Below are 25,168 nucleotides of genomic sequence, written 5' to 3'. Positions count from 1 at the left end.
CTGGGAACAATATCTTTGAATGTTTTGGCTAAATAGTCCAAATTTTGTCTTGGGTTTATTGCTCACTTTCTATTTTATAATTCGGATTCTCTTGGTGCAACTGTTCCAAATATTTATTTGCACTCTCTTCGTCTCCAAGTGCTTTGTTCATTCTGTATAGATATTCAAGTGCTTTTTGCCTTACTTCAGGATTTCCAGAGTTGCTTAGTTCTTCAAGTTCAGAGAGATTTGAATATATGTATTGCAGGACAGACAACGTGTCTCCGTTGTTTATGTAGTTTATAAGAATCTTCGAGAGTTCAACGTTGTATTCCAGAAGAACGTTTTCTGAATTGTCAAACTGCCTAAGTCTTGCAAGGACCAAGAAAGATCTGTATCCTAATTCATAAAGTTCTCTTACAAGTGCTTCGTATTCCTCAATGTACTCTTCAACTAGATTGGCATCCTCCAAAGCAGTTAGCAAACCTGTTAGTACGATAGGATCAGTCTCTATGAGATTCCCAGTTTCATTGAAGACTGTAGAATAGTACTGTTCAACAAGCTTTTCAGGAGGTACATTTCGGACCATATCAAACCATATTTTGTACTCTTGAGGCACAGCGAAGTTGATTTTTTCACTCTTAATTTTTTCTTCAACATATTTTTCAAATTTTTCGTTGGAAAGATTTGCCATAACTTCCTCGTACATTGGTGATTCTTTAAACTTTTCAAATGTGGAAAGGTCATTTAGATTCTTTATGTTGAACACAAAGCTTGCGTTGTCAGTCGTGTGCATTTTGAGTTTTTTTTCAGATGGTGTGAACAGCACATCTATGAACGAAGCGCTCGTTTGACTCTTTTTAAGTCCGGCATAGGAATCTGAGTCCAAAAGTCCAGAAGACTCGGAAGCTTCACTAATAGCCTTTTCAAAACCGACTTCAGAGGCTCTATCGTAGAATTTTTTTGCTTCTTCTTCCGTTTCAAAAACAGCGTAGTCAAAGTCCACGTATGCTTCTTGTTGGATGTCTTCTCTATTTTCTTCGTAGTATTTTTCCATATCAGATTCCGAAATTTCAGAGTGAGCAACCTTGAACTCTTCAGAAGATAGACCTTCTGCTTCTGAAAGATACTCGACGAACTTGTCCTTAAGTAGTTGATTCATTATCAGTGCTTCAACGTATGGTTTTTCAAATATAGGATCGAAAGAACCGTAGTACATTTCGTAAAGTTCGTAAAGCTGATCAATATCGTCCCACGTAATTCCAGTGAGAATCTTTCCACCTTTTTCAAGATAAGCAGCGAAATTCTGCTGAGTGCTTGCCAAAGCAATTGAACTGAGGAACAAGACACCAACCGTAAGGAGTAAAGAGAGAATCTTCAAATACCTTTTCATAATAACACCTCCAAGTGTTTGTTGAGGATTGAATTAGACCAAGAATCTGACATTTGAAATTATCCCCCGCAGGCTTTGCGGGGGATATTCTCACTCGTTATTTATTGTTTGTATCACTTGTTTGTGTTGCGTTGTTTGTAGTTTGTGTCGATTCATTTGTCGTTTGCGTTGCTTCTGCTTCTTTTTGTTTGATCATATCTTCGAGTTCTTTTTCCGCTGAATCAAAGTTTATACTATAGTCCGGTTTAAGTTCTTTCAGCTTTGCCAGATATCCTTTTGCCGTTTTAGGATCATCGAGAAGCTTGTTCATTTCGTACAATTTGTAGTATGAATCTGCCCTTATCTTAACATCGACATTCGTGGCTTCAGCAAGATCAGCAAAACCTTGGTAAACTTCGAAAAGTTGATTCATTACGTAGTAAGCTCCGCCAATTGAAAGATACGGTTTTATAGTGTCGTACAATTTTGAGTAGTAATCGTAGGTGATATCTTTCCTGTCTGGGTAATACTCTTTCATCCTTCTGAGTATTTCAAGTGAAGAGCCTTTCACTTGCTCGTATATAGATAGAACCACTTTCTTCTCAAATTCCCTGACATCGCCTTTTACGGCCTCAAGAGCTGTATCTGTACTCTCAATTATTCTATCTGCAATTACCAAGAAGGCGGCTTTTTGCTCAGCTGGTATATCGCTTTTAACTTCCTCTTTCTCAGTGAAGAACTCTTCGTAAAATTTCTTGTACGCAGTCAGTAAGTCTTTGCCTTCCGAAGTAAGCGCTCGGTACCATGCGTTGTAAACGGGATCTCTTATCTCAAACGCAATCTTGTTTTCTTCTTTCCATTTCTTGAAGTTCTCTCCGAATCTTTCGTTCTTCAAGTTCGTGACAATTTCGTTGAAGGCGTCGGATTTTTTGAAATTCTCAAATGTATCAACCTTTTGTACACTTTTCACATTGAATACAAAGTACGTGTCGTTGTACGGGAATGAAACGAGTGTCGATGTTGCATCGAAAATCATGTTTTCAAGTTCTTCAGGAAGCGTACCTTTGTTCAGCGTGTAATCCGTTAAAGTCAATGAAGCTTCGGATGCAGCTTGCGTTACACCTTTTTCCATAGCTGATTTGACGAATTTCTCCATTTCTTCTTTGCTTTCGAATGTCAAATACGATGTTTCTGCTTTTGTGTATTTGTTAATTATGTCTTGTTTGTTTTTGTCGTAATAGTTTTGAATCTCTTTATCGGTAACAGCCCCGAGTTTATCTCTTACAGCTTGTATTGTTAGCTCCTGTTCTTTCTGACGTGTTAGTTCTTTCTCGTAATTTGTGAGGCTTCCGTACTGAGTTTTAATCTGCTGGAGTTTTGTATTGTCCTTTTTCAATTCGTCTATTTCCTTTTTGACTTCTTCCTTGACCTTATTTTTATCTGGTTTGATATTGTTGACTTCTGCGTAGTAGAGCATAAGTTTCTTGTTGAGTAGGTCAACGGCGATGAGTGTCTTAACGTATGGTTCTTCAGTAACGGGATCAAGTGAAGGGTTGCCGTACTGAGCTAACAGGTTTCCGTAGACTTGTTCGATGTCTTCCGGGAATACCCAATAAGTCTCATTCTTCAGAGGTGTCCCATCTTTTGTTAAGTACGCTGCAGTTTCTTCTAATGTTCTCTTCATTTTCTTTGCCCCAGGAGTGTAATTAACCGCTAAAGCCCAGAGTGCTATACCTGCGATGAATGCGATCGCTATGATCCAAATGAATACTTGTTGCCACTTACTTATGTGTTTTCGGAGTTTTACATCTTTGCTTTCTTTGCTCATACTCTATCTCCCCCTTCTTCTGCTTTCTCAGAGATTTCAATTTCTTCTATATCAATATCACTTTCCGGTCTGACAAGCGGGAATGCGATAACGTCACGGATGTTCGCGCTGTCTGTTAGCAACATGACAAGCCTATCAATCCCTATTCCAAGTCCACCAGTTGGTGGCATTCCGTATTCAAGTGCGCGGACGAAGTCTTTGTCAAGCATCTGTGCTTCTTCATCACCGAGGTCTCTTAATTTCAGCTGATTCATGAACCTTTCAAGCTGATCCACAGGATCGTTGAGTTCACTAAACGCATTCGCCATCTCGCGACCGTAAATTATCAATTCAAACCTCTCGGTAACCCTAGGATCTTCCCTGTGTCTCTTTGCCAGGGGCGAAATTTCAACTGGATGGTCGAGTAGGAACGTAGGCTGGACAACCTTGTCTTCAACAAGGTCCCAAAGTTTTTCGATCATGTGCCCCCTGTCTTCTATTTCAACATCGACACCGTGGGTTCTTAGAACAGACAACATTTTTTCGTCTGAGTCTTCGAGTATATCAACACCTAGGTTTTCTTTTATAAACTCTCTCATCTTAACCCTTCTCCAAGGTCTTGTGAAATCTATTTCCTGACCCTGGTACGTGATCTTCGTGGTTCCAAAGATTTGCTCAACAAGATATGTGATGAGCTCTTCAGTGAGGTTCATCATATCTTCGTAGTCTGCATACGCTTGGTAGAGCTCTATAGAGGTGAATTCTGGATGGTGTTTATAGGAAATACCTTCATTCCTGAAAATTCTTCCGATTTCGTAAACTTTGTCGAAGCCTCCAACAATAAATCTTTTCAGATGGAGTTCAGTTGCGATTCTTAAATACATATCGATGTCCAGTGCATTACAATGTGTAATGAATGGACGTGCTGAGGCACCACCGGTGAGGTATTGAAGAATAGGTGTCTCGACCTCGTAGAATCCTTTCTTGTGTAGAAATTCACGGATCATTCTAATTATGTCTGACCTTATTCTGAACCTCTTTATGGTTTCATCATTGGCAATCATATCGACATACCTTTGACGGTAGAGTATTTCTTTGTCCTTTATACCGTGCCATTTCTCAGGCATCGGTCTAAGAGGTTTGACCAAGAGCTGGAACTTTTCGACAAGGATAGTAATCTCACCGGTGTTGCTTTTAAATACTATACCTTCAACACCGATGATGTCTCCCACAGTTACGTGTTCTTTAAAGAACTCAAAGTTCTCTGTTTTATCCTTTCGAACGTATGCTTGTATGCGTCCGTAGGTGTCTTTGATATGAAAGAACGCACTTTTGCCGTGCTCTCTTATGGACATTATCCTTCCAGCTGTTGAAACCTTTTGATCTGTGACTTCTCCGTTTGCAAGGTGTTCGAATTGCTTCTTTATATCTTCCGTTGTGTGTGTTTTCGGATAGGAATATGGATAAGGATTTATGCCCATATTTCGCAGTTCTTCTATCTCTTTAACCCTTTGCTCTCTAAAGTCCTTAAGCAAGATGAATCCCTCCTAAGCTGCTTCAAAAGTGTAAAAGTTATTTCATTTTGGTAATTTTAGCTGACTACTCTGCTGTTATATCGAGCACCTGGTATTTAACAATTCCTTTCGGTGCCTTTACCTTTATAGTCTGCCCTTTCTTCGCTCCGTTAATACCTCTTCCAAGCGGGGAGTCAATGCTTATCTTATTTGCAAATATATCAGCTTCTTGCGGGTTTACAAGTTGGACTTTCATTTCTTCACCGGTTTCGAGGTTCTTTAGAAGTACCCAGTCACCAAGACTCACGGTTGAGGAATCGAAGGCTTCTGATATTATCTCTGCGTTCATGAGCATCTGTTCAAGTTCGTTGATACGAGAAGCAATTCTGCCTTGTTCGTTCTTTGCTTCCTGGTACTCTGAATTTTCCGAAAGGTCTCCTAATTCTCTTGCAGCTTTTATCCTCTCTGGGATTTCGAACATAAGTTGGCGTTTTAATTCATCGAGTTCTTCTTTGAGCTTTTGATAACCTGCTCTTGTTAGCTTAACTTTTTCCATCACTTTCTCCCTCCTACTAAGAAATTTAATCACTTTGTTTTTGTGATTCCCCGCGCAATTCTTTGATGACTTCTATAAATTGATCAATTTCTCTAAAATCTTTGTAAACCGATGCGAAACGAACGTAGGCTACTTGATCTATTTTCTTCAACTCTTCCATGACAATTTTCCCGATTTGTTCAGTACTTACTTCGACCGAGCCACTTTTTTGCAGAGTCGAAACGACATTGTCAACTATTCGCTCGATATCTTCCAAAGTGACAGGTCGCTTTTCAAAAGCCTTCAGAAGACCGTTCAATATCTTTCTTCTGTCGAATTTTTCCCTTCTGCCGTCCTTTTTTATTACTGTTATTGGTCCAGTTTCGTACCTTTCATACGTGGTAAACCTCGCATGACAGTTCGGACATTCTCTCCTACGTCTTATCGCCCTACCTTCACTCAGTTCCCTCGAATCAAGCACTCTTGTGTCTTCGTAACCACAGAATGGGCACCTCATTCTCCCTCACCACTTCCTTTGGTCTTTTCCAAAAGCTTTTCTAATCTCTTAAACCTATTATACACCATGCTTTTCGTCATTGGTGGGTCGAAGAGTTCTCCAAGTTCCGTTAAAGGAAGGTCTTCGTGCTCCAACCTAAGCAGAGCCAGTTTCCTCAGTTCGTCAGGCAAATTTTCCAAGCCGATTCTTTTAATAACTTCGTTGATAACTCTGATTTGTTTTGCGTTGCTTTCGCCTGTTCTTTTAGCATTAGCACTCAAAAAATTAAGAGTGCGGTTTATATCCGCTTTTATCTCCCGAGATGTAGTGATTTTTTCTATATGCGACGCTGCACGAATTGCGCCCATTAATTCTAAAACTTCTTGTATGTCGTAACCCCTTTTTAAGTAGTACCTATAATTATACCTCAACTTTGTGATTTTTCCAATTACACCAAGAAAATCTTCGAGTTTTCTATCAATGAAATACAGTAGTTGTTCGTTATAAGAAACCAATTCGAAATGATAGTTCTTTGCTGGGTCGGTAACAGATCCAGAAGCGACAAAGAAGCCTCTCAAAAATGCACCGAATAAACCTATATCTTCTTGGATTTCTTTAGGCATTGAGAGTATGGACAACTGGAGTTTGTTTAAGATGTCTGTTGGAATAAAGATCTGAACTCTTTTGCGCTGGAGTTTGTTTTTTATCAGTGTAAGCTTTTTCTTGTCCGTTCCTAAAATGTGCAGCAAATTCATGACCCTACGAGCAGCTGGTATGAAACCAACTTCGAGCAAAATATAGCTATCAACCGAAGTTTTCACGTATGTTCCTTTACCTTTTAAATAACCAACAATCTCAGCCCGTGCCTCTTCCTGGCTGAGAACATCAACTTGACATAATTCACCTTTAACTTCTTCAGAAAATGTGTATTTCACGACTTCACCTCTAAATTTGTAAACTTTCACTCGGTATTTTGTTCTTTAACGAGCTCAGCAAGTTGAATAATACTTCTGAGATTAGCAATGGATCATGTCTAATTCGGTATTCATTTTCGAAAATAACCGAAGAGTAATGTCCTAAGATTAAGCGATTATCGTTGATATCCACCTTCACTGGTTCGGAACCCTTTTCGATGTATCTTTTCAAAACCTCTTCGTTTCTAGGAGGTAAAGAGTGAACTATGTAATCGATAGAGATTCCCGCATATCTTTCAATCTCCTGTACATGGTCGCCAAGCGAGTATTGTAAAGTCTCACCGGGTTGAGTCATTATATTGCTTATATAGATTTTTATGGCTTTCGACCTTTTAAGACTCTCTTGAAATCCACCGATAATTAAATTCGCAATGACGCTTGTATATAGACTTCCGGGGCCAAAGATAATAGCATCGCTTTCTTCTATTGCGTGTTCAACCTCTGGATTTATTCTCACAGGTTCTTCTAATCTCAATTCAACTATTCGATTCTTGGTAGTCTTACCATACTCAACGATGTTTGTTTCACCAACCACGCACTTCCCATCTGAGAAGATAGCAGCAAGCCTTGCCATCTTCAATGATACAGGGAGCACGCGACCTTTTATTGCAAGAATATCAGACGCTCTTGCTACGGCTTCTGCAAAACTACCTGTAATCTTTGTTAGCGCGGCCAAAATGATGTTACCGACACTGTGGCCTTTCAAAGAGCCATCTTGAAATCTATAGTTAAACAACGCACTAAGAATACTTTCAGAACTTGCAAGCGCTACCAAATTGTTTCTTATGTCACCAGGTGGTGGAACGTTTAGTTCTTCCCTAAGTATACCTGAACTTCCACCTTCATCAGTTATTGTAACTACGGCTGTTATATCGAATGGATAATTTTTCAAACCACGTAACAACGTAGAAAGACCTGTTCCACCACCTACGGCAACGACCTTCATCCAAGTGCCACATCCCGATGTTCAACGGTTGTTTTGAAATTCTCTTTTTCAAGCTGAGAAGACAACTCTTCAGCAAAGTAAACAGACCGGTGTTTTCCACCGGTACATCCTATCGCAATAATTAATTCTTTTCTACCCTCTGAGTGGTATCTATTTATGGCAAATAAGATAACGGATTTTATCCTATTCAAATATTCGGTACTACCTTCTATATTTCTCAAGAATTCTTTAACTTCCTCATCGCGGCCGTCTTTCGGGCGGAGTTCTGGAATATAGAAAGGATTTGGAAAGAAGCGGACATCGAAAACAAAATCCGCATCAAGCGGTATTCCATATTTGAAACCAAAACTGATTATATGCACGGTAAAATCCTTTCCTTCCGTGGGCTCAAGAACCTTTGTCAATTTTTCTCTTAGTTGGTGAGGATTCATCTGGGACGTATCGATCACGATGTCAGCCATCTCGAGGATGTCTTTCATCATCTCAGCTTCCAGATCTATTGCTTCCATTATCGATGTGGCCTGTTTAGAAAGTGGGTGAGACCTTCTAGTGTGCGCAAATCTTTGGACCAAAGTTTCTTTCGTGGCGGTTAAGAAGATAACCTTTGTGAACGGGAACCTTTCTTTGATATCTTTGATGGCTTTTGTAACATTGCCGAACATATATCCTCGAACGTCAATAACAATGGCCAGTTTTTCCACACTTGGCAACACGAGGCTGGCTACTTGGTATATAACTTCAGGTGGAAGGTTATCTATACAGAAGAAACCTAAATCTTCAAGCAAACCAGCAGCGGTGGACTTACCCGCTCCCGAGTACCCTGTCAATATCACAAGCTCTTTCAAAGTATACCACCTTCTGTTCTAATTCTGTGACTTCAAGATGTTTCACTTGGTAAGGATGTCTGAATCCAATCTTTTTAAGCTTTTTCTCAAACTCTTCTGGATTGCCAGTTACATAAAATTCGACGAACGGCTTTCCACTACCAACAAGGTGGGATATTTCCCTAACCATTTCATCTGCGGGGTCGATAATTCTAACGTTTTCCATAACACGTGCTATTATGTCCTTAAGGAATGGGAAATGCGTACATCCAAGAATCAGTTCGTCGGGTTTAAATCTTCGAAATGGTTCTAGATAGAATTTAACGACGGCTTCAACCATGTTGCCATAGAATATACCTTCTTCAACCAATGAAACGAAAAGCTGAGCGGGTCTTTGAGCAACCTTTTTTCCTCTTTCTTCAAGAGCGTGTTTATAGATACCGCTCTGAACTGTTGTATGAGTGCCTATGACCGCAACTCTCTCATATTTTGAGGCGTTGACACCTGCTTGGATAATGCTGTGATACGGTATTTTGAAAGCATGGCGATATTTCGCCATTGTTGAATCGGAAGTGTTGCATGCTGCAAATATTCGCTCAACTTTTCGTTCCATCAGAAAGCCAATGATTTCCCTACTGAAAGTTTCTATTGTATCACGTGATTTTGTACCATATGGGGCACGCATAGTATCTGCAACGTAAATATAATGAGCCGGTAGGGTTTCAATTAATTTTTTTAAGACAGAAAGACCGCCTATTCCTGAATCGAATAGTCCAATTCTCATTTGCTTCTATATCCCTCCATGGTAAGATTTTTTAGTTATCAGTTTTTAACCCAGCGTTCTAATCTTCTCTTTCACTCGGTTGTAAAGTTGGTCAAGCTCTTTCTGAGTATTGTATTCATTTTCAAGTAAGTCACAAATCATGAGAACCAAAAGTTCATCAAACGGAATCTCGTCGTAAAGGCTTCTGTAAGATATTTGGAGCTCTTTGAGTCTTCTGAGTACATAATCTATGAGTTCGTCAGAGCCATCAGTGGCAAATTCGTAATCTTTGCCGAAAACTGATATTTTAACCTTCCTCATGTTCGCTCACTTCCAATATGCGCATTAAATCTTTGACTCTGACAACAAGCTTGTTTATGATTTCTTCGTTATTCCTAAGCAGGTTCTCTAAATGGTTCTTTTCTCTTTCTAATTGACTAATCCTCTCAATCGCTTGATTGAGCTCATTCCATAGTTTTTCGTTTTCTTTTTTCAGCTCCACGTAACTTGTTACTATGCCCTCTACCAAACGTTCCAATTCTTGCACCTTTTCGTTCATTATACCACGCTCCCTTGCGTTTTACCAGTTTCCGAAAATGATAAAGTTTGTAACGTTTGTAATAAAAATAACTAACGGGTGCATTATCATAGGTAAAATCCACAAGACAAGAAGTCCCAACATGAATAGGATACCATAAAAATTAAATTTTATGTACCACTCATACGATTTGTCTGGCAAAAACGCCAAGACTATCCTTGAACCGTCTAAGGGCGGGAGAGGTATCAAAGAGACGATAGATAAAGTAAAGCTCCATTTTGAAGCAATGTAAAAGAGGTTGAAAACTATCGGAGAGTTGGAAAACCTACTCACCATTCCGTATATTATTCCTAGCAAGAAGCTAGCAACAATACCGTAAATTGAGAAAAAGAACAACTTTTTTCGTCTGATTTTGAGGTAATCAATTAAAGGAGACCTAGTCCAACCAAAGTCAAAGAATAGAAATGTTAATAGTCCTACAGGGTCGATGTATCCAATGGGTGATTTTTTTAAAAGAGGAAAAAGTCTATTCGAAGAACTTAGTCGCTCCACACTTATTCTGTAAAATAGGCATCTGAAAAACTCACGTGGCCAGCTAATTAAGACATAAGCAGCAAAGCCATAAATAACGTTCTTCAAAGCAGAAAGGACAAGCTGATTCAAAGAAGTCCCCCTCCCCTGCGCTTATACTTATAACAAGATGCACGTAATAACTTTTCCTTTTGCTCTGTCAAACTTCTGTTTTACTCCACCCAAGTTCAATTTTCTTTTGTTTAGCATATTCTTTCACTTCATGTATCTGTTCGTAACTCATATTGTTCCACCAGTAAGGTAACACTGTATTGTTAAGCAATAATGGATCTTCAAGACCTGTAAGCTTTCCTTTGTTTACCAGGTCTATCCAAATATCCGTTCCAACAATTGGAGTAAATTCGTTAACGGAGAAATCTATATCTATACTCGCACAAACATCTATTGCGTTCTTGACGTCCTCAACGCTTTGCTCAGGCAGATTAACCATAATATATGCGCTGACTTCTTTATGTGTAAAACCAGCGTTGTGTAGGATTTCCGATGCGCGAATGATATCTTCATCTCTAACCTTGCCACCAGTTGCAATTTGGAGCTTACCGGATGTTTCGTATCCAAGTTTGATTGTTTTAAAATTGGCTTCAAAAAGTAAATCCGCAGTTTCTTGGTCTAACAATCGCGCATGTATACCGTTTGGCAAATGAAATCTGAGGCTTTTATGCAAATTTCTTTCCAAGATTTTTCTTAAAATAGGTTTAAAGTGCCTTTCTTTGTTCACAAGTATCGCATCGTCGAAGAAAACGATGTCTTTGACCTTTAACATTTCAGAAAACAGCTCTATCTCTTCTAATATTTTCTCTGGATCTTTGAATTTCATATTATCCCAATTTCTGTGGGCAATACAATATGTACATCTATAAGGACAACCAAGTGTTGTCAACAAAACAACGTATCCTAAATTATTATACAACTCATAAGCAGGTGACAGGTCTGTGAACCAATCAATATCTGTGCTGGGAATATTCCATCCAAGTAAATCGTTAAGAAAGCGAGGTAGATAACTCAAGTCTGTTTTTGTGAAAACATACGCTCCAGATTTCTTGGCTATGTGAAGCTGATTTCTTGCAAAGAACCCCCCAAGCACAACAGGAACGGAAAGTTCCTCTTTCAAAACACGTATAGTATCAAAATAACCAGGATACCAATAAGTCAAAGTAGATGTTACGAAAACTGCACTTATATCATTTTTAACTTCTTTCAATCTTTTCCTAAAAAGTTCTTCAGGCATTCCGTATCTTTTGTATTTTCTAGGCATGAAATATAATATGTCTGGTTTTTTAATCTCTATGTGTGGAAACTTCCCAGTGCCGTAGAATTTGTCTTTTGGAACTTTCGTATACAGCGGCAATTCAGGGTCGTACCTGTTCATCAAATCTATTAGTTCGACTTCTATGCCAAGACTTTTCAAAAAGCTACCTACATATAGCAAACCAACGGGTTTTAACCAAAAATCGTAAGCAGCGAAATCTTCAATCCAGGGGTTTACGAGCAGTATTTTTCTTTTCTTCATAGAAGTAGTACATCCCTCGCAGTGTCAAATCTTTGTCGATTATTCCATCAACAATATTCTTTACAAAAACAGACTGACCACCAGTATGTATTATCCTTGGAGCTTCTCTAAATTCTTTGACTATGTGCTCAATAACATATTTTACTGCACCAATTGTTGCATTAATAGCACCAATTTGGATATTTGATTCCGTGTCTTTGCCTATGAACGTTGGATAAGGTTTAAGCTCGACTAATGGCAACTTCGCGGTGCCTTTGAACAGAGCATTTACCATCATCGCAAAACCTGGCATTATTGCTCCGCCTTCGTAAACACCGTCTCGAAGTACTTCAATTGTTATCGCCGTTCCGTAGTCTATAACGATACAGTTATTCCCGTAATCTTTTTTGGCAGCTATGACATCGCAAACTCTATCTGCACCTATTTCTTTAGGATAGTGCACGTTCCATATTATTTTATCATAATCTTGCGCTCTGACAAAATAGACTTCTCCGTTTCCGTATTTTTGAGCAAAATATTCAAATACAACATTTACTGAAGGAACAACCGAAGAAACAACTATAGGCAAATTTTCAACATAGTCTTTGAAAAAGCTTTTCAAAAATGCGTATAGTTCGTCCTCTGTTTCATACTTTGAGGTTGAAATTCGATATTTTTCGAATTCTTTACCTTCTCTTGTTAAAGCAATCGTTGTATGTGTATTTCCTACATCGAACAACAAAACCATAAATTGGAAAACCTCCTTACGTGTTACCTAGTTACAATATTTACCATCGCGTCGTTACTTCCACACCTGTTTCAGGGAGTATCTTGTATTTCTCCAGTATCTCGCGTATATCCTTCGTAACATATATTCTTACAATTTGTATCAGGTTGCTCTTCATGAAGTTGTAAGCCGGATACTGTCTAACATATTCTTCAAAGGTCATTAGGCTGTGTTTTTTTAGAATGTATATATTACTTCTCAGAAACTCTTCGGGATGAACAATTGTAAGTTTGTAAGGGGTATCTATTTTGAAAATTTCATCAAAGTTACCAAGGATGTGCTTGATTGTTTTCATGTCTTCTTCGTCGGCAATTTCCAAGCATCTTTCAAGCCTTAGACGAATTTTTTGTAGCAAGTCTCCGGCAATACCTTGGCTTACGAGTGTTGGGTCGACACCTTCTATTGAAAATGGTGTTTCCAAGACAACTTTCCACAAATTTCGTGATTTTAATCTCTCGACAATTTCGTAAGCCATTACAATGTCAAGTTCGAGAGGTTGAAGATCTATTTCGTATTTTAAAAGTGCTTGCTTTGTATCCTCTCCACCACCGTATTGTTCAACGAGATTGTAGAAATTGAATATAACTTCGTTAATGATTGTTTGATCAGTGAGGTCCAAAAATTTTTCAATGTCCAAAACACGTTCGTCTAATTTAAGCGCCTTGTATGAAAGGTCCAAGAGTTCTTGTATCATCATGTCCGCTGCTCTTGAAGTTTTGTGGAAGTAAACGTTCTTGTACATCATAAATCTGCCAAACAAGATTGTGTATATTTCGTCGACAACTTTTGAATCGTAAGCTAGAATAGTTTTTCCATCTTTTTCAACGATTTTTGAATTCCTAATCAACCGGTCTATAGAACCCGTACCAAATCCTCTTGTCCCCGCATAGTATGAATCTCTCAAAACAAAATCGAGTCTGTCAGCACCAAGTGGACCCTGGACAACTGCAAATTCAATCGTTCCTTTTTCTTCACCTTCGTAAACTTTTATTACTTCTTCCATCAACTGTGCAAAGTTGTCTTCCATGTTAGTTGAGAGTTCACCAAGTGTTATCTCCAAATCTTCTAACACAGCCTTTTTTAGAGTTGATGGAGCTTCTTCGTACTTTTTTATTAACTCTTTTGGAAAGTATTCTCTCAATAGTCTTGTTCGATACTCATCGTGTCCATCATTGAACCCAAGCCTTTTGTAAACGACATCATCAAATTGATGGCTGAAAGGTCCATGACCAATATCGTGGAGGAGTCCTGCGAGACGTAAAATACGAACCTTATCTGGTGTATCATAAAGATGTTCGGCATATACGCCAGAAAGGTGCATCACACCAAGCGAATGTGCAAAACGGGTATGTGTCGCACCAGGGTAAACATATTCAGCACCTACCAATTGGCTGAGGTATCTAAGCCTTTGCATTGCTTTCGTGTCGATAATTAATATTTCAACCGGATAAAGCATGATTTCTGAATAAATTGGGTCTCTTGAAACCTTATGATACACAACTATCGCCTCCTGCTAAAATTTTGTCGTATTTTTATTTTACCATATAACAACGAAAATTGGACGTATTATCACAACAATTGCAAAAAATGTTTTTGTTGGTTGGGTATTCATTGTTTTTACCTACTTGCAATGGACGATAAAAATGTTGTATAATTAATACGAAAATTGTAAAGGTGATAGGCTCTTGTGCATTAAATTTAATTGTTCATGAGAAAAATAGGGGGGCTTCCCACACCACAATAAAAGGAGGGGTTGGCTGTGAAAAAAGTTTTTGTGGGACTTTTGGTGCTTGTTGCACTGTCCATTTTCGCTGTACAGGTTAACTACGGTATCTTCTCTGATGTTACGACAACGAACATCTGGAACTTGCTCGGCTCAGGTTCATCTTCTTGGAACTTTGTTGTTCAGTTGTGGAAATATCCTTTCTTGCTTCGCATGAACAAAGACGGTACTCTCATTCCATCTGCAGCTGCAGAAATTCCTAAAATTGAAAAAGAAGGAAACATGTACACAGTAACAGTAAAACTCAGAAAAGATATGCGCTGGTCAAACGGTGCTCCGTTCACAGCAGATGATGTTGTTTTCACCTACACAACTGTAAAAGGTATGGAAATACCTGGTGGTAACTGGGGTGGAGCTTACGAACCAGAAAAAGTCGAAAAGATTGATACTTGGACAGTGAAGTTCTACTTCAAAGAAAAGAAGACGATGACGATTTACTACGACACACTCATGACCGCTATCGTATGCAGCAACTACTGGAAACCAATAGTAGAAAAAGCAAAGAAACAAAAAGACCCAGTAAAATGGCTACTTTCACAAGAAGTTATTGACCCTGGTATTACGGCACTCAACCTTGGAAAGATTGAAAAAGGTGCGTTCGTGCAAGTTGTAAAACAAGTTCCAAATGACAAATACTGGGCATACGGTGAAAAGAACATTTACTACAAAGGTGGCGGGTTCTCAATTGTTAACCCAAAAACAGGTTTCAAATGGTCAACTGGAGACACAAAACAACCTGTCACACTTCAAGTGGAGAATGGACCATTTGTAGACACAATTGTTTACAAGGTATTCGGTAACAAACAGGTTGCTATCCAGGCTCTCATCGCTGGCGATATTGACTATATTTACAACCCAGTTGGACTTACCGCTGGTGAGGCTGAACAACTCAAAGGTCAAAAGGATATAAAGATAGTTTCCAACCCACAACTTGGATTCAGATACCTTGCATTCAATATGAGAAAGTTCCCAATGAATGTTAAGGAATTCAGGCAAGCTATAGCTGCACTTATCGACCGCGATTTCATTTGTAACCAAGTGCTCCAAGGAAGAGCAATTCCACTTGCAACACCAGTACCACCAGCAAATAGTTTCTGGTACAACTCTGCTGTTAAGACCATCGGAGAAGGACTCAGCATGGGTGAAAGGTATCAACTTGCAGTCAGCTTGCTCAAGAAAGCAGGATTCAAATGGGATACAGAACCAGTTATCGATCCAAAAGATGCAAAGAACCCAGTTAAGACACCTGGTAAAGGTTTGAAAGGTCCAGACGGAAAGCCAGTACCAACACTTACACTCCTTTCACCGGGTATGGACTACGACCCAATGAGAGCACAGACAGCAATGTACATCGAACAATGGGCAAAGAACATCGGTATACCACTTAACTTGAAGCTCACAGACTTCAACGAAATTAGTACGAAAGCATTTGATGAAGTTGACTTCGACATGTACATACTTGGTTGGGGTATCGGAAGGGTGCCAACATACTTCAGGTCATTCTGGCACAGTAAAGAAATGGCACCAGATGGATTCAACACACCAGGTTACAACAACCCAGAATTTGATGCACTTGTTGAAGAATTCGAATATGCAGATACGTTTGAACAAGCAAGGAAAGCTATATTCGAAGCACAAAAGATACTCGCGGAAGACTTACCATATATAATTCTCTTCACCAACCCGTTGATTGAGGCTTACAGAACATCAATCAAATTCCCATTTGACAATATGCTTGATGGTATCCAGGGTTACTTCGGATTCCCAGAAGGTGTAAGGAAGGTTCAGTGATTCTAAGCTGAACCACTCTATTATTAAAACCTAAATACGTAAGGTCCCCCCGCAAGGGGGGACTATTAAATGAGGTGCTTGAGAAATTCAAAACTTGCAGAAAAAACTTCCCAAATCATATAAAAGTGTCCAAACTGATTAAAGGGAGAGGTGAAGATGAGAAGTTGGGAACTGATTTTATACGCACTCGTGATACCTTTGGTAGGTATCTATTTTTCCCTCAGGAAAGGCAAGAGACCTATTAATTACATATTCCTTGCAATCTCACTTGCGTTGTACTATGGTGCTCTTTTCAATGTGAAATACCTTTACTTGTTCAGTCCAAGATTTAATTTCATCATTGCACCAATAATATACTTCTACGGTTTTGACTTGCCTGGACTTGCCAAGTTCATCAGGAACAGGACTGCTCAGATTGTCCTTTTGCTTATCATCTATGTAACTGTTGTCTTCTTTATCTTCTTAGCCATGCCAGGTGACTATACCACGAAATTTTTGGATCCGAAGTTGATGAGAAATCCTGAAATGTATGAAAGAATGAAAAAACTCTTTGGTGTGGACGACCCGTGGTATGTTAAGTATTACAAACACATGAGAAATTTCTTTAACTTGGAGATGGGTATATCATTCAGTGAATATCCTAGGAGAGTGGAAGAAATCATCGCTGAAAGATTACCGAGAACTTTATTCTTGTTCCTCGCAAGCTCCGTTCTTTCGTTCCTCCTTGGTTTTGACCTTGGGAAAAGAATTGCATGGAGAAGGGGAGGATTAATAGATAAGGCAGCTACATTTGTGGGAATTGTCTTTTGGACGATATTCACTCCATTCTACATGCTTATCCTTATATGGCTCTTTGCGGTTACATTAAAGTGGTTCCCGTTATCTGGTTTTGTTACGCCTGCCAAGTGGTTTAACGCTCCTTTTAGTGCACAGGATGTGTTCATAAGGTTATTGTGGACGGAATTCTTTTTGCTTGTCATGTGGATTATCGGTATTGTATTAGCGTCGAAGTTAAAAACGATAAAGGCTAAGAAGATAGCCGTCTGGTCGTTTGTTATAGCAGGTGTTGTTCTTTCAATCATGTACTGGAGTACCAACAAAATGGGGAGCTATGCTCTTGATATAATTTACCATCTTGCACTCCCCGTCATTGCACTTGTGACATTACACTTTGCAGGAGATATGCTTGTTATGCGTGATACCATGCTTGAGGTAATTAAAGAAGATTACATTACGACAGCCAGAGCAAAGGGACTTCCTGATAAGGTTATACGAGATAAACATGCTGCAAGAACCGCTTTGCTTCCTTTAATGACCAGCTTTGTTATAGGTCTTGCTTCCACGGTAAGTGGAGGAGTCATCACAGAAACGATGTTCTCGTGGAAAGGTATGGGACTTACACTTCTTGACGCAACAACCTCTCAGGATACACCATTAGCTATTGGGTGTCTGGTTTTTACGGGTGTTTTAGTACTTGTCGCCCACCTGGTTGCTGATATACTTTACGCATTCTTAGACCCAAGAATCAGATACTGAGTGAGGTGATAGCAGATGGCACAAACTAAAAACACAGAATTAAAAGAATCAATACTGAAGATAAAATTCAAGCTTTTTATCAAAAATTTCAAAAAGAACTGGGCGCTCTTTAGAGAAAGCAAGATGGGAATGTTTGGACTTTGGGTTATCATAGCCTTTGGTATATTTGGAGCGCTATCTCCTGTTGTCCTCAACATACTTGACCCGAACATCTATGATCCCGTCACAGGTCTTGATTCAAGGATACTTTCCAGCAAGTACATTACGGACTATTTATCAACTCAAAACTTGGTCAAGGGAATCGAAATTCCAACAGCACAAATTTGGGTATATTCATTTATGGATAAAGGAGAAGCTTTTAAGGAATCAATGGAGAACTTAGTGAGAAACTCACAATACGAAATTATGACCACTTACGCTCCAGATGCTCTTAGACACTTACTTGATACGATAGCTGATAGTTACATTCCTGCTAAAGAGAGAATGTATTTCCAAAATAGTATTTCGGAGCTCGTTGAGAAAGGTATAATTAAATTCTCTGCCATAGTTAGTGTTAAAGACATAGGAAACAGGGAAAAATTCTCGTTCCAGAACTTCTCAGAGTTACTCCAAAAAATTGATTACACAACCTTGGCGGTTGCTTTGTCTCCTTACAAAGATTCGGATGAGGTCTCAAGAGTAATACTTTGGTTCAGAAGTTTGAACAGAGATAGACCCGAAGTTATTGATGATTTCAATGCAAAATTATCTACCGAGTATCCACAAGAGCAAATTGAGGAAGCTGAAAATAAAGTGCTGGAAGTTGCAAGGTCTTTGGTATCCGAAAGCACTGGACAACAGCTTTTTGTAAGTTCGGATTCACAATTTTCAGAAATAGTAAACAACGAAATTGTTGGTGTTTCCGATTTGGTTAACGCAGCCGTTTTTCCGTTGATTCAGGAACTGTTAGTAGTAGGATACGAAGATAAAGAAATAACCGAAAAACTAAACGCATCCAGATTTAAGCATCTTGTAGACATTGCAAAGGGTAAGCTTTCTGATCTTTCAAGAAAAGAAATACTTGAACCTGCTTTGAAAAAGGCTAAAGCAACGCTTACAACAATCGAAGAAGAAATGAAGGAAGCTGGCGTTGAAGTTTCTTACAAGGATGTGGAAAAATTTTTGGAAGCATACGCTGGTTTTGAACTAGCAAAAGTTTCTGTTGATATCGGTCCCGAGACAAGAGCGAAACTTGAGAATGGTATAAGAAAATACTCCGAAGAAACTCATAAATCATATGTCTATGAGTTGAACAAAATATTCAAAGATATAGCAATGGCAAGGTCAATGATGGCAATACTTCTGAACGATACTAACGTTCCTGAGAGTTACGAAACACTTGGTAGTCAGGTTGTAAAGGTATTATCTGACCCAGTTGCATCTCTTATGGGCTACGCCTTTGGAGGAACGAACAAACTACAAAAAGTTATTTCCAACATAGAGAATTCACAGCTGGATGATTTCAAACGGTTAGATATAGTCGAAAAACTGAAAAACTACGAAAATAAAGAGCCTATTGAAGCAGTGAACTTTTTGATTGGTCAAGGAGATATCAACGAAGAAATATACCTGAGGATGATAGAAGAACATAAGATGCATCTTGAGGACACCACTCTTTGGGACAAGATTTCTTCTGAAACGGTTGCAAAAATGCAACCAAAAAAAGTAGAGTGGGATAAGAAATTTGCTGAGACAAAGCTTGTTGAGTTATTCAATAGGCTGTCTATTACCAATAAAATTGGTGTTGCTCATCCGCTTCCACCAAACAGATGGCATTGGCTCGGAACGGACCCTGTTGGAAGGGATATATTGGTGCAACTAATGGTAAGTACTCCAAGTGAATTTGTTCTTGGTGTGCTCGCAGCACTCATTACGGTTGTAATTGGTACGATAATTGGTACTGCGGCAGCTTACTATGGCGGAGTTGTTGATGTTATATTCATGCGCATAGCCGACTTAATGATGCTCTTCCCATCAACAGCGTTCTTGATAGTCCTCTCTGGTTTCATGACGATGAATCTATTTAAGCTTGCAGTCATACTTGGTTTACTCGGTGGTTTTGGAGGCATTACGCTTGTTTTGAAAGCTCAAGCACTTACAATTAAGGTCAAACCTTACATAGATGCAGCGAGAGTTTCGGGAGGTAGCCATGGGTACATCATATTTAACCACATAATTCCGAATGTCATGCCTCTTTCGTTCCTGTATATGATGTTCAATGTCACAGGTGCAGTCTTTTCAGAAGCGGTTCTTAGCTTCTTTGGACTAATGAAAGTAAGGATGTCTTGGGGATTGATGATAAATACTGTTTGGAGTTCTGGTTACCTTGGCTCTGGTAACATCGGCGCTTACTGGTGGATGTGGGTTCCAGCCGGTGGAGCTATCACGCTTCTTTGTTCTGCCTTCTACTTCCTCGGTAGGGGACTTGAAGAAATAGTCAACCCAAGACTTAGAAAGAGGTGATTGTTGTGGCAGTGTTGAAAGTTGAAGACTTAAAGATGCATTACAAAACAAAAATGGGCTATGTAAAAGCCGTTGATGGGATATCGTTTGAGTTAGAAGCCGGAGAAAGTCTAGGTATAGTCGGTGAATCTGGTTGTGGTAAAACGTCAGTTTCAATGACATTGTTAAGGATACTACCAGAAAACGCAGAATTTAAGGGTGGACATGTATGGTTCAATGATAATGGAAAGATGGTCGACCTCGTTAGCTTATCAGAAGAAGAAATGCGCCACTATAGATGGAAAGGTATTTCAATGGTTTTCCAAGCTGCAATGAATTCGCTAAACCCAGTGTACAGAGTCGGTGACCAAATCGTTGAAGCTATACTCAACCACTATCCAGATACGCCTATCGACGAAGCAAGAGCGAAAGTTGCAAAGCTTTTTGAATTAGTAACGCTCGACCCAAAACGTATGGACCAATACCCTCACCAATACAGTGGTGGTATGAAACAAAGGGCAGTTATCGCACTGTCGCTATCTTGTAACCCCAAGGTTATAATTGCAGACGAACCAACAACAGCTTTGGATGTTATCGTTCAGGACAAGATATTACGAGAATTGAAGAAAATTCAAAAAGAACTGAACATGGCGATGATTTACATTTCTCATGATATTGCAGTTATTGCAGAAGTAAGCGATAAAATTGCTGTAATGTATGCAGGAAAGTTTGTTGAACAAGCAGATGCAACAACTGTCTTCAAACGTCCGATGCATCCGTACACGTTCTTGCTTATGAATGCATTCCCGAGCCACGTTGGTGAGAAGAAAAAGCTATTTACAATACCTGGAGAGCCACCAAACTTGCTCAATCCGCCTACAGGATGTCGATTCGCACCAAGATGTCCATGGGCAACGGATAAGTGCCGAACCGATGAGCCGGAATACAAAGAGGTTGAAAAAGGACACTATGTAGCATGCTGGCACCCACTGACTGAAGAGGTGAGAAGAGATGCGTTTAGAAAATAAAAATGTACTACTTGAAATAAAGAATTTGAAGAAATACTTTCCGGCCGAAAGAGCACTCTTTTCCAGGGCAAAACATTTTGTCCATGCAGTAGATGACGTATCGTTCGAAATTTTGGAAGGCGAGTCGCTGGGACTTGTTGGTGAATCTGGTTGTGGAAAAACAACGACTGGTAGGATGGTTGTAAGATTGGAAACACCAACGGATGGGACGATAAAAGTACTTGGCAAAAACATCGATGAATATGAACGGATGGAATACCATGCGATGGTTCAAATGATATTCCAAGACCCATACGAATCTCTAAACCCAAGGATGACTATATTCGACATAATAGCAGAACCACTAAATATACATAACGTTGGAACACTTGAAGACAGAGAAGAGAAAGTCTCACAACTACTCCAGGAAGTTGGTCTTACACCACCTGACAGCTTTTTGTGGAGATATCCTCATGAACTTTCCGGTGGTCAAAGACAAAGAGTTGCTATCGCAAGGGCACTCGTTTTGAATCCTAAACTCATCGTCGCAGACGAACCAACATCGATGTTGGATGTTTCTGTCAGAACAGCAGTTATGGAGCTAATGATGGAATTACAACAAATTCATGGAATGAGTTACCTATACATAACACACGACCTTGCGGTTGCAAGATACATGGTTAACAGGATAGCGGTTATGTACCTTGGAAAGATTGTCGAACTTGCCGAAACTGAAGAATTATTACATCATCCTATGCACCCATACACACGAGCTTTAATGGACGCTGTTCCTGTGCCAGACCCAGAATACAAAAGGAATGAGCCGAATATCATTGGAAATATAAGTGCACCAATTGACCCACCACCAATATGCAGATTCTATGACAGATGTCCATTTAGAGTTGACAGATGTAAAACGGATCCACACCCAGAATTAAAAGAAGTTGCACCTGGTCACTACGTTGCTTGTTATTTAGTGCATGAAGGTAAAATAAAATAAAAAGTCAATGCTAGATGATAATCCCCTTGTTGTCAGAAATGGCAACAAGGGGCTTTTCTTTTTTTTGGAAAAAGTTCCAAGAGCTTGAAGTTATGGTTTGATAAGATGATAAAATAACAAAATGGTAAAACTTATAAATTGCCAGGGAGGTTGAGTTAGCGTGCTCAGAATCAACAAGCTTAGCTTATTATCTTTTGTGGTATTGATTGTCTTAATTATTGTTCTTAGTCTTTCAGCATGTTCTTCTTTGAAAACGGCTGGCAAGATACAAATTTCGATAAATGTTAATACTCCCAAACCGGTAGAAACGAAGGACATAAAACATGGTCTTAATGCATACATCGACGAAGTATCGAGTGTCGAGTTGATTGTTTACGATTCGGCGAACACGGAAGTTCTTAAGCAGAGTGTGAACAAAAATAAAGATATATCATTTTCATTTGAATTACCAAGAGGTGGTACCTACAAATTCGTTGTAAATGGAAAACGAAACGACAACAGCTTGGTCTTTACAGGTGAAAAAACACAAACCCTCCAACCAGGGCAAAGTTACACAATTTCCATAGATACAAAATTTGTAAATGGTTATCTTGCAGTCTTTGTAGATTTAGATGATGAATTGTTGGTTATGTATGATGTTCAGGAATTAAGAGCTCTTCTAAAAGACAGCTCAGGTAATGTTATCAAAGATGAGAATTTCCAGATAACACCACAAGCTACAAGATTAAGTATCTCTATTGACTGCTATCCAAGAGTGTATTCTGTTGGTATTTCTGCAAGGCTGAAGGATAAGGCAACTTCAGAAGAATGGAGTAACAATTTGGACGAAACAGCTGTAAGTGTTGAAATAAAACCTGGACTTACAAGTGTTTTAGATGGATTTAGGATTTTCTTTGACCCAGCAGAAGGTCATCCGCAGATTACATACAAATTCGGGGCACTCGCTCCAACAATTAATGGTGCTATCTACAATGTTGATACGAACGAATTAACGATAAATTGGTCTTATCCTTCGTCGATAGCTAACGCGAAATTTTACGTTTATCTTTTGGATAAAAACAACAACCTTTCTCTTTGGGACATAACAACTTCACACTCAAGTACAAAAGAACTCCTTGGGGTAGATTTTTGGAATGTGCAAAAAATTGGTGTCCGTGCGGTTGTCAATGGAAAGGAAAGCAAGATAGAATACATTGACAAATCAAACGTCAATATCACGTCAATTAACGTACCATTGACATCTTCAACAATGTACACTCTTTTCATACGCTCATTCTACGATTCAAATGGTGATGGAATAGGTGATTTTAAAGGGGTTTCTCAAAAGATAAACTATCTTAAATCCCTGGGTGTTGACACAGTTTGGTTCCTTCCTTTCAACAAAGCCAAATCATACCATGGTTACGATGTCGAGGACTATTACGACGTGGAACCGGATTACGGTAGTTTCTTGGACCTTGAAAATATGATAAAAGAGCTCAACCAAAACGGCATCAGGGTGGTTATGGACTTAGTCGTTAACCACACTTCCGATACCCATCCGTGGTTCCTCGATGCGGTTGAAAATACAACGAATTCGAAATATTGGAATTATTACATCATGACATTGGAAAATAGAGACGGATGGAACCACTGGCACTGGAAGATAAACTCTAAAGGTCAAAAAGTTTATTACTTTGGGTTGTTTGATTTGTCGATGCCAGATTTGAATTTCGATAACCCTGCGGTAATGGAAGAGATAAAGAGGATAATCGATTTTTGGATAACGGTTGGTGTTGATGGATTCAGACTTGATGCACCAAAGCATTATAAAGGGTGGGATTGGGACGACGGCATTTCAGGTTCAGCAGCAATCGCGAGGGAAATAGAAAGTTACATCAGGAGCAAGTTAGGAAACGATGCGATAGTTGTCGGGGAAGTGTACGATGGAAATCCATCGGTTCTTTCACAATTTGCACCGATGCCGGCGTTCAACTTCACATTCATGTATGGAATAACAGGCAACCATGAGGGGAAAGATAACCTGCTGGGAGAAACAATTTCATGGGTTAATGGAGCGAGTTATTATCTCAACGTAAAACATTTCCCGTTCATAGACAATCACGATTTGAACAGATGGATATCGATACTTATCGACCAAAAGTATAGTGGAAACACACAAGTTGGTACGAAGCAGTATATTTTAACAAATGCGCTCTTGCTTTCCTTAAACGGTATGCCTGTTATTTATTATGGGAATGAAATAGGCTTGAGAGGATGGAAATGGGGACAAGACCCGTGGGATTTGCCGGTGAGAGAGCCGATGCAGTGGTACGCAAGTCAAAGTGGAGCTGGGCAGACATGGTGGACAAAGCCTGTCTACCAGCAAAAAGGAATCACATTTGGAAATGCAAACGTCGATGGTGCGATGTACGATGATCCAAATGATGGGGTTTCAGTAGAAGAGCAGATGAATGGTTACACGATAAATAACTTCTTTAAACAATTCATAACCCTGAGGAAGACATATCCGGCTCTATCGAAAGGTTCGATAACGATAGAACGCGACTGGAAGAACCTGTACGTTATCAAACGAGTCTACGGAAATCAGGAAGTGCTTGTATTGATAAACTTAGACCCAACTTGGCCGAACAATTACACGTTACCAGGTGGATACAGGTGGGTCTGGTATGCGTTCTTTAATGGGAGTTTGTTTGAATTTGGCAATAAAAACGAATCACCACTGAGCCAAGATACCAACTGGACAGTCAATCCAAGGCAAGTGTATGTGTTTGTGAAGGACTAAGAATTGTATTTTACAATTGGAAGAGTGTGGAATTTGTTCCACGACGAAAAATCTATGCTCTGGAAAATAGTATAATATAAATTTGGATGATCTAATCGACCTATTTTGTTCTAACGATGTCCGCTGCTACTTAGTAACTGAACTTAAAAAACCTTTAGAAAGGGGAGGTA

General features: G+C 39.3%; 21 protein-coding genes. 6 read left to right on the top strand and 15 right to left on the bottom strand.

Annotation, left to right across the window (positions count from 1 at the left end):
- Positions 1–55: 55 nt before the first annotated feature.
- The 15 genes from CBS1_RS04840 to CBS1_RS04770 form a co-directional block, all read right to left on the bottom strand.
- Positions 56–1,372 carry a hypothetical protein gene (locus tag CBS1_RS04840; protein WP_090222121.1) on the bottom strand — a complete coding sequence of 439 codons (1,317 nt, stop codon included), beginning with the start codon at positions 1,370–1,372 and terminating at the stop codon, positions 56–58.
- A gap of 97 nt (positions 1,373–1,469) precedes the next feature.
- On the bottom strand, positions 1,470–3,179 hold the full coding sequence (locus CBS1_RS04835; protein WP_090222119.1) for a peptidylprolyl isomerase: 1,710 nt from the start codon (positions 3,177–3,179) through the stop codon (positions 1,470–1,472).
- Positions 3,176–4,693, bottom strand: coding sequence for a lysine--tRNA ligase (lysS, locus tag CBS1_RS04830; protein ID WP_033192072.1), 1,518 nt, complete (start codon positions 4,691–4,693; stop codon positions 3,176–3,178). The genes CBS1_RS04835 and lysS overlap by 4 nt, the downstream gene beginning before the upstream one ends.
- 64 nt (positions 4,694–4,757) lie before the next feature.
- Positions 4,758–5,228, bottom strand: a complete 471-nt coding sequence (greA, locus tag CBS1_RS04825; RefSeq protein ID WP_033192071.1) for a transcription elongation factor GreA — start codon at positions 5,226–5,228, stop codon at positions 4,758–4,760.
- Positions 5,229–5,253: 25 nt separating this feature from the next.
- Positions 5,254–5,724 (bottom strand): transcriptional regulator NrdR, encoded by a 471-nt coding sequence (gene nrdR / locus CBS1_RS04820; RefSeq protein ID WP_033192070.1) that lies wholly within the window; start codon positions 5,722–5,724, stop codon positions 5,254–5,256.
- Positions 5,721–6,638 carry a DNA-binding protein WhiA gene (gene whiA / locus CBS1_RS04815; protein WP_033192069.1) on the bottom strand — a complete coding sequence of 306 codons (918 nt, stop codon included), beginning with the start codon at positions 6,636–6,638 and terminating at the stop codon, positions 5,721–5,723. Before whiA ends, nrdR begins: the two co-directional genes overlap by 4 nt.
- A gap of 10 nt (positions 6,639–6,648) precedes the next feature.
- Complete coding sequence (locus CBS1_RS04810; RefSeq protein ID WP_090222117.1) at positions 6,649–7,623, bottom strand: gluconeogenesis factor YvcK family protein; 975 nt, start codon at positions 7,621–7,623, stop codon at positions 6,649–6,651.
- A complete protein-coding gene (gene rapZ, locus CBS1_RS04805) occupies positions 7,620–8,468 on the bottom strand; it encodes an RNase adapter RapZ (protein ID WP_090222115.1) in 849 nt (282 codons plus the stop codon). The genes CBS1_RS04810 and rapZ overlap by 4 nt, the downstream gene beginning before the upstream one ends.
- Positions 8,425–9,231: a glutamate racemase gene (murI, locus tag CBS1_RS04800; RefSeq protein ID WP_064011041.1), complete on the bottom strand. Its 807-nt coding sequence runs from the start codon at positions 9,229–9,231 to the stop codon at positions 8,425–8,427. Before murI ends, rapZ begins: the two co-directional genes overlap by 44 nt.
- Positions 9,232–9,276: 45 nt before the next feature.
- Positions 9,277–9,531 (bottom strand): cell division protein ZapA, encoded by a 255-nt coding sequence (locus CBS1_RS04795; protein ID WP_064011040.1) that lies wholly within the window; start codon positions 9,529–9,531, stop codon positions 9,277–9,279.
- Positions 9,518–9,769 (bottom strand): hypothetical protein, encoded by a 252-nt coding sequence (locus CBS1_RS04790; protein WP_014451973.1) that lies wholly within the window; start codon positions 9,767–9,769, stop codon positions 9,518–9,520. Before CBS1_RS04790 ends, CBS1_RS04795 begins: the two co-directional genes overlap by 14 nt.
- 21 nt (positions 9,770–9,790) lie before the next feature.
- A complete protein-coding gene (locus CBS1_RS04785; RefSeq protein ID WP_090222114.1) occupies positions 9,791–10,411 on the bottom strand; it encodes a site-2 protease family protein in 621 nt (206 codons plus the stop codon).
- A 67-nt stretch (positions 10,412–10,478) separates the two neighbouring features.
- Entirely contained in the window at positions 10,479–11,849 is a 1,371-nt protein-coding gene (locus CBS1_RS04780; RefSeq protein ID WP_014451971.1) for a B12-binding domain-containing radical SAM protein, read from the bottom strand.
- On the bottom strand, positions 11,809–12,576 hold the full coding sequence (locus tag CBS1_RS04775) for a type III pantothenate kinase (RefSeq protein ID WP_014451970.1): 768 nt from the start codon (positions 12,574–12,576) through the stop codon (positions 11,809–11,811). Before CBS1_RS04775 ends, CBS1_RS04780 begins: the two co-directional genes overlap by 41 nt.
- Before the next feature lie 40 nt (positions 12,577–12,616).
- Positions 12,617–14,113 (bottom strand): HD domain-containing protein, encoded by a 1,497-nt coding sequence (locus CBS1_RS04770; protein ID WP_014451969.1) that lies wholly within the window; start codon positions 14,111–14,113, stop codon positions 12,617–12,619.
- A gap of 261 nt (positions 14,114–14,374) precedes the next feature.
- On the opposite strand from CBS1_RS04770, the gene CBS1_RS04765 reads away from it, so the two are divergent.
- From CBS1_RS04765 to CBS1_RS04740, 6 genes are all read left to right on the top strand, one after another.
- The gene (locus CBS1_RS04765) at positions 14,375–16,189 is read left to right on the top strand and encodes an ABC transporter substrate-binding protein (protein ID WP_090222112.1); all 1,815 of its coding nucleotides are present in this window, start codon (positions 14,375–14,377) and stop codon (positions 16,187–16,189) included.
- A 156-nt stretch (positions 16,190–16,345) separates the two neighbouring features.
- On the top strand, positions 16,346–17,725 hold the full coding sequence (locus CBS1_RS04760; RefSeq protein ID WP_090222110.1) for an ABC transporter permease: 1,380 nt from the start codon (positions 16,346–16,348) through the stop codon (positions 17,723–17,725).
- Between the two features lie 15 nt (positions 17,726–17,740).
- Positions 17,741–20,227, top strand: a complete 2,487-nt coding sequence (locus tag CBS1_RS04755) for an ABC transporter permease (protein WP_090222108.1) — start codon at positions 17,741–17,743, stop codon at positions 20,225–20,227.
- A gap of 5 nt (positions 20,228–20,232) precedes the next feature.
- The gene (locus tag CBS1_RS04750; RefSeq protein ID WP_014451965.1) at positions 20,233–21,234 is read left to right on the top strand and encodes an ABC transporter ATP-binding protein; all 1,002 of its coding nucleotides are present in this window, start codon (positions 20,233–20,235) and stop codon (positions 21,232–21,234) included.
- Positions 21,218–22,213 (top strand): ABC transporter ATP-binding protein, encoded by a 996-nt coding sequence (locus CBS1_RS04745; protein ID WP_014451964.1) that lies wholly within the window; start codon positions 21,218–21,220, stop codon positions 22,211–22,213. Before CBS1_RS04750 ends, CBS1_RS04745 begins: the two co-directional genes overlap by 17 nt.
- Before the next feature lie 160 nt (positions 22,214–22,373).
- Complete coding sequence (locus CBS1_RS04740) at positions 22,374–24,998, top strand: alpha-amylase family glycosyl hydrolase (RefSeq protein WP_090222107.1); 2,625 nt, start codon at positions 22,374–22,376, stop codon at positions 24,996–24,998.
- The last annotated feature ends 170 nt before the right edge of the window (positions 24,999–25,168 follow it).

Origin of the sequence: Fervidobacterium changbaicum, assembly GCF_004117075.1 — a bacterium.
GTDB classification, from domain to species: Bacteria; Thermotogota; Thermotogae; order Thermotogales; family Fervidobacteriaceae; genus Fervidobacterium; species Fervidobacterium islandicum.
Note: the sequence above shows the minus strand (reverse complement) of the source record. Positions and strands in the feature narration are given on the sequence as shown.

Excerpts from the sequence above, each read along its gene's own strand:
- CBS1_RS04840 (WP_090222121.1), bottom strand. The coding sequence starts at position 1,372 with ATGAAAAGGTATTTGAAGATTCTCTCTTTACTCCTTACGGTTGGTGTC.
- CBS1_RS04835 (WP_090222119.1), bottom strand. The coding sequence starts at position 3,179 with ATGAGCAAAGAAAGCAAAGATGTAAAACTCCGAAAACACATAAGTAAG.
- greA (WP_033192071.1), bottom strand. The coding sequence starts at position 5,228 with ATGGAAAAAGTTAAGCTAACAAGAGCAGGTTATCAAAAGCTCAAAGAA.
- nrdR (WP_033192070.1), bottom strand. The coding sequence starts at position 5,724 with ATGAGGTGCCCATTCTGTGGTTACGAAGACACAAGAGTGCTTGATTCG.
- CBS1_RS04810 (WP_090222117.1), bottom strand. The coding sequence starts at position 7,623 with ATGAAGGTCGTTGCCGTAGGTGGTGGAACAGGTCTTTCTACGTTGTTA.
- murI (WP_064011041.1), bottom strand. The coding sequence starts at position 9,231 with ATGAGAATTGGACTATTCGATTCAGGAATAGGCGGTCTTTCTGTCTTA.
- CBS1_RS04795 (WP_064011040.1), bottom strand. The coding sequence starts at position 9,531 with ATGAGGAAGGTTAAAATATCAGTTTTCGGCAAAGATTACGAATTTGCC.
- CBS1_RS04790 (WP_014451973.1), bottom strand. The coding sequence starts at position 9,769 with ATGAACGAAAAGGTGCAAGAATTGGAACGTTTGGTAGAGGGCATAGTA.
- CBS1_RS04780 (WP_014451971.1), bottom strand. The coding sequence starts at position 11,849 with ATGAAGAAAAGAAAAATACTGCTCGTAAACCCCTGGATTGAAGATTTC.
- CBS1_RS04775 (WP_014451970.1), bottom strand. The coding sequence starts at position 12,576 with ATGGTTTTGTTGTTCGATGTAGGAAATACACATACAACGATTGCTTTA.
- CBS1_RS04760 (WP_090222110.1), top strand. The coding sequence starts at position 16,346 with ATGAGAAGTTGGGAACTGATTTTATACGCACTCGTGATACCTTTGGTA.
- CBS1_RS04755 (WP_090222108.1), top strand. The coding sequence starts at position 17,741 with ATGGCACAAACTAAAAACACAGAATTAAAAGAATCAATACTGAAGATA.
- CBS1_RS04745 (WP_014451964.1), top strand. The coding sequence starts at position 21,218 with ATGCGTTTAGAAAATAAAAATGTACTACTTGAAATAAAGAATTTGAAG.